Origin of the sequence: Mesorhizobium sp. M7A.F.Ca.CA.002.05.1.1 (genome assembly GCF_003998335.1) — a bacterium.
Taxonomy (GTDB): domain Bacteria; phylum Pseudomonadota; class Alphaproteobacteria; order Rhizobiales; family Rhizobiaceae; genus Mesorhizobium.
In genome coordinates, this window is the sequence record NZ_RZQI01000203.1 from 1 (window position 1) to 7,855 (window position 7,855).

At 58.0% G+C, this 7,855-nt stretch carries 8 protein-coding genes; 1 reads left to right on the forward strand and 7 read right to left on the reverse strand.

Going from position 1 to position 7,855, the window contains the following annotated elements; genetic code table 11:
• From rfbA to EN939_RS12960, 5 genes are all read right to left on the reverse strand, one after another.
• The coding region (rfbA, locus tag EN939_RS12940; protein WP_127268323.1) for a glucose-1-phosphate thymidylyltransferase RfbA at positions 1–675 on the reverse strand (675 nt) is incomplete at its 3' end.
• Positions 676–819: 144 nt separating this feature from the next.
• Positions 820–2,151: an O-antigen ligase family protein gene (locus EN939_RS12945; RefSeq protein ID WP_127268324.1), complete on the reverse strand. Its 1,332-nt coding sequence runs from the start codon at positions 2,149–2,151 to the stop codon at positions 820–822.
• Positions 2,148–3,335 carry a hypothetical protein gene (locus EN939_RS12950; RefSeq protein ID WP_245456755.1) on the reverse strand — a complete coding sequence of 396 codons (1,188 nt, stop codon included), beginning with the start codon at positions 3,333–3,335 and terminating at the stop codon, positions 2,148–2,150. Before EN939_RS12950 ends, EN939_RS12945 begins: the two co-directional genes overlap by 4 nt.
• Positions 3,295–5,673, reverse strand: a complete 2,379-nt coding sequence (locus tag EN939_RS12955) for a GumC family protein (RefSeq protein ID WP_127268326.1) — start codon at positions 5,671–5,673, stop codon at positions 3,295–3,297. The genes EN939_RS12950 and EN939_RS12955 overlap by 41 nt, the downstream gene beginning before the upstream one ends.
• Positions 5,674–5,702: 29 nt before the next feature.
• The gene (locus EN939_RS12960) at positions 5,703–6,308 is read right to left on the reverse strand and encodes a polysaccharide biosynthesis/export family protein (RefSeq protein WP_224696614.1); all 606 of its coding nucleotides are present in this window, start codon (positions 6,306–6,308) and stop codon (positions 5,703–5,705) included.
• On the opposite strand from EN939_RS12960, the gene EN939_RS39045 reads away from it, so the two are divergent.
• On the forward strand, positions 6,301–6,459 hold the full coding sequence (locus tag EN939_RS39045; RefSeq protein ID WP_164752261.1) for a hypothetical protein: 159 nt from the start codon (positions 6,301–6,303) through the stop codon (positions 6,457–6,459). The two genes, EN939_RS12960 and EN939_RS39045, sit on opposite strands and share 8 nt — an antisense overlap.
• A 25-nt stretch (positions 6,460–6,484) precedes the next feature.
• Here EN939_RS39045 and EN939_RS12965 read toward each other — a convergent pair whose 3' ends face one another.
• Together EN939_RS12965 and EN939_RS12970 are read right to left on the reverse strand one after the other, a co-directional pair.
• Entirely contained in the window at positions 6,485–7,294 is an 810-nt protein-coding gene (locus EN939_RS12965) for a tyrosine-protein phosphatase (RefSeq protein ID WP_127268327.1), read from the reverse strand.
• Between the two features lie 120 nt (positions 7,295–7,414).
• Positions 7,415–7,855, reverse strand: a 441-nt coding sequence (locus EN939_RS12970; protein ID WP_206528284.1) for a hypothetical protein, incomplete at its 5' end; no start/stop codon positions are given.

The following is a 7,855-nucleotide window of genomic DNA, read 5'->3' on the forward strand; positions in this document are numbered from 1 at the left end:
GGTGTCGGGCCAGGCATAGCCGCGCCCCAACCGATGCACATGCAACTGGCCGCGCTCGAGGTAGACGTTGTTGACCGCCGTGATCTCGAGTTCGCCACGCGCCGAGGGACGGATGGCAGGGGCGATGTCGACGACGTCGTTGTCATAGAAGTAAAGACCGGTGACCGCCCAGTTGGATTTCGGCACCTGCGGCTTTTCCTCGATCGTCAGCGCCGTTCCCGTGGCCTTGTCGAAGGAAACCACGCCATAACGCTGGGGATCCTCGACATGATAGGCGAACACCGAAGCGCCCTTTTCGCGCGAGGCAGCGTCGCGGCAAAGCTGCGACAGCCCGTCGCCGAAATAGATGTTGTCGCCGAGGATCATCGACACGTTGTCCTTGCCGATGAAATTGCGGCCGATGATGAAGGCCTCCGCCAGCCCGTTGGGCTGCGGTTGCTCGGCATAGGACAGGTCGAGGCCGAACTCCGATCCATCGCCAAGCAGATCGCGAAAAACGGGCAGGTCACGCGGCGTCGAAATGATCAGAATTTCACGGATACCCGCGAGCATCAGAACGCTCAGCGGATAATAGATCATCGGCTTGTCGTATATCGGCAGAATTTGCTTAGAGACTGCTAATGTTAGTGGATAAAGACGCGTTCCACTGCCTCCAGCAAGGATAATTCCTTTCAAGAAGCTCTCCTTGACATGCCTGAACCCCCCGGCCCCAGCCGACCGTGCTTAGGTTCCATGCAATGGCTTGTCAATCTCGGCGTTCGGCAAACGTCTGGGTCACGATCCAGCGCCAATCCATCGCCAATTCCAGGCGACGCATTGCTATCGTCTTGCCAGAGCCGGCCTGACGGGAACAAGCAGATTGTCATCATGGGCCTCGGTCGACTCGCCTCTCTGGCTTAACCGCCCAGCGAATCCCTTGTGAAAGATGATGCCATTCATATAGGCGAAAGTCATCGCAAGCGCCGCCGTTCGCATGGGATAATCGACCAGGGAATGAACGAGCAGAAACGATACTGAGAGAAACGCCATTTTCTGCAGCGGATCTCGCCGTGCCGCCAGGGAAAACGCAAAAAGCAATATCGAGTAGGCCGCGACCAGAAAGACAACAGGCGCGCCACCTTCAAGCGCCAATTCCAGATAATCATTGTGGGCGTGATTGACGTAGGGCTTGAAGATCATCTCCCCCTTTTCGTAAATCTGGTAGACTTTCGGAAAACTCCCAAAGCCGACGCCCGTCGCCCAGTTCTCTTCAATTCCCGCGATCGTGGTGCGTGCAAATTCGGCCCGTCCAAAGGCCGGGTCAACCACTTCCGCATCGATCTTCGTCCACGCCCCGATCGTGTAGAGCGAAAGTCCGATGAAGACAGCGGGTATTCCATACCCGCCCAGCCTCGAGCGCGCGGACAGAAAGACGACCGATATTATGGTGATCGCCAGCCCTATCAGAATACCGGCGCGCGAACCGGCGGCCAGAAGCAGCAGCAGCAGCGTTATCAAACCGAGCGACCCGGACAGAAGGTGCCCGCGAAACAGGCCGTAGTAGACGACGAAGGGGATGGAGACGAAGAGCAAAGCTGAAAAGTGGTTCTGGTTGGCAAACAGTCCCGCATTGATCGTGAACGGCAGCAAACCCTGTATGGCAACCGTATCGGAGAGCGAATACTGGATCGCCGCAGCCAATCCGTTACAGATGACACCCATCAAAAAGAAGGGCAGGAGGCCGTAGACCTGATCTGGGCGCAAGCGGGTGACGCTCAGAAAGAATGCAGCCATCGCCACGAAGTACAACAGACACTCGATCGTGCGTCCCACGCCGACACTGACGAAACGCAGCCCGGTTTCACCGCTCAGCCATGGATTTGCAAGTAAAACCTCAGGCCGCAATCCGCTCAACAGGGCGGCGGGCAACGGCACGATTTGGAAACAGAACACGGCAAGGCCCAGAGCAAGCAACCACAGGGCCGAGCGAGGGATGCCGTGCTCAGACGGCCTTGAAAAGATGGCCGCGGCCGCGACAATCGCCGCCACCTCGATCACCGCCTCGGTGTAGAGACCGCTCGCGGTGCCGCCGCCAATCAGCACTGACAGGAAAAGAACCGACCCAAGCAGATATTTTTCCCATTCCGTGGACCGGGCTGACCGCTCTCTCAAGATGAAACTCTTTCGATGCTCAATTTGTGCATGACCAACGTGCCAACGTATCGAAATCGCCAGCTCTCAGCGATGGCAGCTGTTTCCAGCCGCAACACTTGCATGGGACACGCGCCTGGTCCGATCGCGAAATCCAGACTCAACTGCCGCCGATTGAATGTGCCCTCCGGAATGTTGAACCGAGCTATTTCTCCCGCCGGATCCGCGCATCTGATGGACCAGAACAACTGCTTGGGCAGCTTCAGGTTTCTCGCGGAGGCGATCAGGGAAATCCTGTAGGAGCCGGGAGGCAGTTCGACATATTGCTGGAGCGCGGCGTTCTTCACCGGCGTATTCAGAAACCGGACAGTCGCTCCGCTATCGCTTTCGCCGACGTCGCGCGCCCCGGCAAAGGTAATTTCCAGACCGGAGCGGTCGCGAACCTGCCAGTCGAATGGCTTGTCGCTGAGGATCTGTTCAAAGCCGCCGTTGAAGATGTATCCGGCCAGTGTCCGCTCCTGATCGGTCATACTGAACAGGAACAGCCGATAGGCCGCCTCGTATTCCTTCTGCCGGATGTACCCGTTGATTACGGCAGACAATTCCTTCGACGTCGGTTGTGAGCTCGATCCGGTAAGGTCCAGCAACAGTTGATTTGCGACGCGCAGGCCCCGCGGATCCTTACCAAGGGCGGAGAAAAGATTGGACCTCCACGGTGCCTCGATCCTTAAGGCTGCCAGGACAGCCTGATATCCGTCCGGGTTTGCAAGAATAGCCGGCAAGCCCGCCGCAATGACTGGAAATGTGTCCGGCCACCGGCGCAGCAACGTGTCGATCTCGGCGACGGCCTTTGACAGGTCGCCCATCTCGATCGAGCGATCGATCGATCTCTGAAGCGAATGGATTTCAGTCTTGGACAGCTTTCGAGCCTGGTCGAAGAGTTCAAAAGCCTCGTCTTTCTCGCCTTGTCGATACTCAATCTCGCCTATCAGGCTGTAGAGCCGGGCGTCCGCGACGTTGAAACGAAGCGCGCCCCTCGCCTTTGCTGCCAAGACGTCGAGATCAACACCGTCGCCTGTTTCGCTCAGCCGACCGGCAATTTCGCCTATCAAGGCATCTATATTCAACGGATCGAGCGCAAGCGAGACGGCCGGCGTTTCCGACTCAAGAAGCCGACTTAGCCCTATCGACGAAACCGCCAACACCAGAACGGAGGCGACGAACCAAACGCCTGAACGCCGGAGATTTCGCGTGAGCGGGCTCGCCTGCTCCGTCATCGACTTTGCCCTCAATTTTCGGGGTACTCGCGCCATAGTCGTAGTACTGATAGTTCATGTATTTATAGGCGTAATTGTAATCGAACTTGTTGACCGTGAATTTCGACATCGCCGCTCCGATCACGTTCGCACCGGCTGAGCGCAGACGCTTGAGTGCCGTTTTGGCTGACTTGCGTGTGACCTGATTGGTCGAAACGACCATCAATGTGCCTTCGGCAAGCCGGCTGAGGATTGGTGCATCGGAAAGACCGACGACCGGCGGGGCGTCGATGATGACCAGATCGAAGCGTTTGCCGAGATTGGTCAAGATCAACGCCATCTTCGGCGACGAGAGCAGGTCGGCCGGATTCGGCGGAATCGTTCCGGACGTCAGCACGGTGACATTAGGGTATTTCGTCGGTCTGAAAATGCCCGGCAGATCGTCCTTGCGAACGGTATTAGTCAGCAGGTTGCTCAACCCGATCGCATTGTCGAGGCCGAACAGCCGGTGCAGGTTGGGTTTGCGGAGATCGCCGTCGACAAGCAGAACCCTTGCGCCGAGTGCCGCGAAATCCTGGCCAAGCTTGAACGACGTGGTCGACTTGCCTTCCGACGGTTCCGAACTGGTCACCAGCAGCGATCGCGGCGCGCCCTCCGCACCGGAGAACTGCAGCGATGTCCGCAGCGAACGATAGGCCTCGGAGAGCCCGGATTTTTGATCGGCGATGCTGGCTATGAGTTCGCGGTCACCGACAAGCGGCAGGATGCCGAGCATCGCCAGCCCCAGCTCTTTCTCGATCTGCTCCGGGTTGGTGAAAGTGTTGTTCAGCAACTCGATGATGTAGATGATCGATGCAGCCAGGGCCATGAAAAGCGCGAGAGCGACTGCAAGGTTGATGCTCAGACGTGGAGAATAGGGGGCTGTGGGCAGCGAAGCGAAATCGACTATCGCAGCGCTTTGCGTCTTGAGCTCCGAGCTGACGCCGACTTCATTCAGCTTGGCGATAAGGCTGTCATACTGCGACCGGTTGGAGTCGACCTCGCGCTTCAGGATCGTGTATTTGATATTCTTGTCGTTGAAGACGACCTGCTGCCTCTCCATCTCCGCGAGCTTGGACTTGAGATCGGCTTCCTTGTTCTGTGCTTCCTGATATTTCAGCCGCAACGAATCGGTTATCGCCAGCACGCCGTTGTTGTAGATTCGCTGGAGTTCCTTGATCTGCGATTGCAATTGCTGCATTTCCGGAAAACCGGGCTTCAGGATGCCCAATTTCTGCTGATATTGGCTGGTCAGATCCGCCAGCTTTTCGCTAAGCTTCTGCAGACCTTCGCTTTCCAGAACCGGACCGAGGCTCGACCCGCGGCCTTTTTCTATCTGATCGACCACCCGCCCCGCATCAAGACGCTCCTGGATTGCAGTGGCCAGGGCGGTGTTCAGGGCTTCGATGTTGGAGCCGATCAGCGATTTGTCATCGCCGGTAACCGTGATGCCGGCATCTTTTGCATAGGTGACCAGTTCCTCTTCGGAGGTCTGCAGCTTTTGCTTCACCTGCAAAACCTGTTCCTGGATGAACTGCCGTGCCAGATCAGAGGTCTCGCTGGTCTGATCGAGACGTTGATCGATAAAGCTCTGCGCGACCTGATTGGCAACGTCGCTTGCATATTTCGGCTTTTGATCGACGAAGGTGATCGATAGCAGGCTCGTATTGGTGACCAGATTGACCGTCAGATCTTCCTGGATGCGCTTGATCGCAATTGCCTCGCGCTCTTCAGGCGTTTTCTCCTCAATGGAGGGTGACTTGGACATCCCGAACGCACGGTAGACAATATTGCTCGGGGAAAAGCTCGGCGTCGGAAACAGAAAATCCGGTTTTTCGCTAAGCCCAAGCTGGAACACCACGCGCTGAGCCAATGCCCGGCTCTTCAGCTTCTCCCGAGCGGTCAGGAAGGCCCGGACGTCGCTGTTTTCGGAAACGACCTCAATGTCCTGAAACACTTTCGCCGAAGGCACCAGAACTTCGAGCTGCGTCGTCGCCAGGTATTTTGGTGTCTGCATCATCGTCACGATGACGCCGGCAACGAGCCCGGCCGCCGCCATCATGACGATCAGCCAGCGATACTGGACGATGTATAAAAGCAGCTTGAGCGGGTTGAACCCCTCATCCTGGCCCGCATAGTCGCGACCATAGGGACCGTAGTTTTGCGGCACGTCGTAATAGGAGTCCGCGGACAGGGCCTGGCCATGTCCGGGTCCGGCAAGTTGGGGCTGCCTGTTGCGATCGAGCATGCGCGAGGTGATCCTGGGGTTGTCCGTGTCTACGGAATGACCGCAATGCGGGCAGCGCTGGAGGCGAGGCCCAGCGCATCCTTCAAATTGTTCATCGCGATTTTCGACTTCGAAGCAAAAACGACGACCACGTCGCCGCCATAGATGCGCGGGTTGCGGTTCTTGCCGGCGCGGATTTCCTCGACATTGTAATTTGCGACCAGCTTGTTTTGGCCGACATTGCGATAGACGAAGACCTTGCCGGCATCACCGACCGGATTGAACCCTCCGGCAAGGGCGATCGCGTCGAGCAAGGAAGCGCTGCTGGACACCGGATAAATGCCGGCCTTGTTGACTTCACCATCGACCGTGATGCGCTGGCCAATCGACTCCTTGACGAAAATCGTCACGTCAGGCGACTGCAAGTACTTTTCACCGTAGGCAGTCTCGATTTCCTTCTCGAGCTGACGAACGGTCTTGCCGGCTGCAGTCATGGTCCCAATCAGCGGAAGCGAAATCTGTCCGCCCGCGTCGACCTGAACTGTTCTGTTCAAATTATCGACCTGAAACACACTGACCTCGAGCACATCGTTGGCAGACAGAGGCTGCTCGCTGCCGTTCTGGGTATTCTGCGGCGGCGGGAGATCCTTGACCACCTGCAGCGTACCACCGCCAGAGAGCGCCGATGAAGACGCCGTCGGCTGCAGCGCATCGACAGAACTGGTGGAGGACGTCGATGTCGACGAAGTGCTTGCGCAGGCAGATATTGCTAGCGATGCGAGCAAAGCGGGCACGGTGCCCGCATGACTTCTTGCGAGATCGAAAATGCCCATCAAAGAGCCCCGCTCTTAAACAACCGGCCCAATCCGCCAAACCGCCCCGCACTGCTGCCCCCCGATTTTCTCGGGCTTTGCTTTCCGATGGGCACGAGCGGCCGATTTTGCAATATCGCGTCCGGGCGTTTCACTGCCATGTTGTAAGCCTCATCTTCCCCACACCGGTTCGCGATGGCGACAACCGCCTGCGAAAGCCCTGGCCGCCGCCGGCTGGCGCCGTGGGTGTCGGAGGCGACAATATCCACCCTGCCCTCATCCAGCAGCTTCTCCGAGTAGTAGAGCGCCGTACGTCCAAAGGCCCCCGTCACAGAATCAGCCGTGAGCTGAATAAGGCAGCCTAGCGTATTCAACCTCTCGATGACGTCGTAATTCGCCTTGATCCAAGTCAACCGCTCTGGATGAGTGAGGATCGGCACGAAGCCGGCCCCTATGAGACGGGCGGCGAAGTCTTCGAGCCGCGGAGGCAAAATGTGATGTGGCGGTTCGAACAGGAAATAGCGGGATCCGTTCAGAGTCGGCACCGTACCAAGCCTCAATCGATCGGGGAGATCAGGCGCGAGATGAACATCAGCGCCAACATATACGGTAAGCGGTATGGCAGCGCGATGAAGCTCCAGTTCTAACGCCTGAACAGCCCCGGCAATCTTTGGCGTGGCGTTCTCATAAACCCCAGGCATTACATGCGGCGTACATGCCATATGCGTTGTACCGTCGGCCACTGCCAGCCGTGCCATCTCCAGCGACATGGCCAAGTCAGGAGAACCGTCATCGAGACCGGGCAGGATATGTGAATGCAGGTCGATCATTGGCGTTTCTGGTTGAGAGGAGGCAAAGCTTCGCCTCGACAAAATAGAAACGCGTCACCCGCATGAAGGCGAATGACGCATTTGACAAATTTACGCAAAACAGCGGGGGTCGTATCCCGCCTATCGGCTGACCGCGTCGTCGTCATCCTGCAGGCCGATAATAAGGGCGGCGGCACCACCGACGGCGGCGCCGCCCAAGAGAACCGGCAGCATGCCAGGTTCTGAGCTGGCGGGTACGATCGTCGCAGACGGTGTCTCAAGCGAAACGCACATGCCGCCTTCGATAGGGTCGACCTTGACGGTGGCATTGGCTGGAATATCGAGCGCGCAATTGGCTCCGATAGCCAGCGAAGCAGACGCCTGCGCCCCGGTCATGATGCGCGCGCCCGCATACACCGGCGCCTCGGCATCCACCCCTGCATAGCCGCCGGCCTGGGACATCTGCACATTACCCCGGACCTGCGTAAGACGACCTATCGCGTCTGCGGACGCCGGCACGGGCGCAAGACAGGAACAGGTTTGCTGAGCTACAGCCTCGGGCGCGGCGAACAGGGCGCCCCC

Bases quoted from the DNA above. Each gene is read 5' to 3' on its own strand.
- EN939_RS12965 (WP_127268327.1), bottom strand. From the start codon at position 7,294: ATGATCGACCTGCATTCACATATCCTGCCCGGTCTCGATGACGGTTCT.
- EN939_RS12955 (WP_127268326.1), bottom strand. From the start codon at position 5,673: ATGCTCGATCGCAACAGGCAGCCCCAACTTGCCGGACCCGGACATGGC.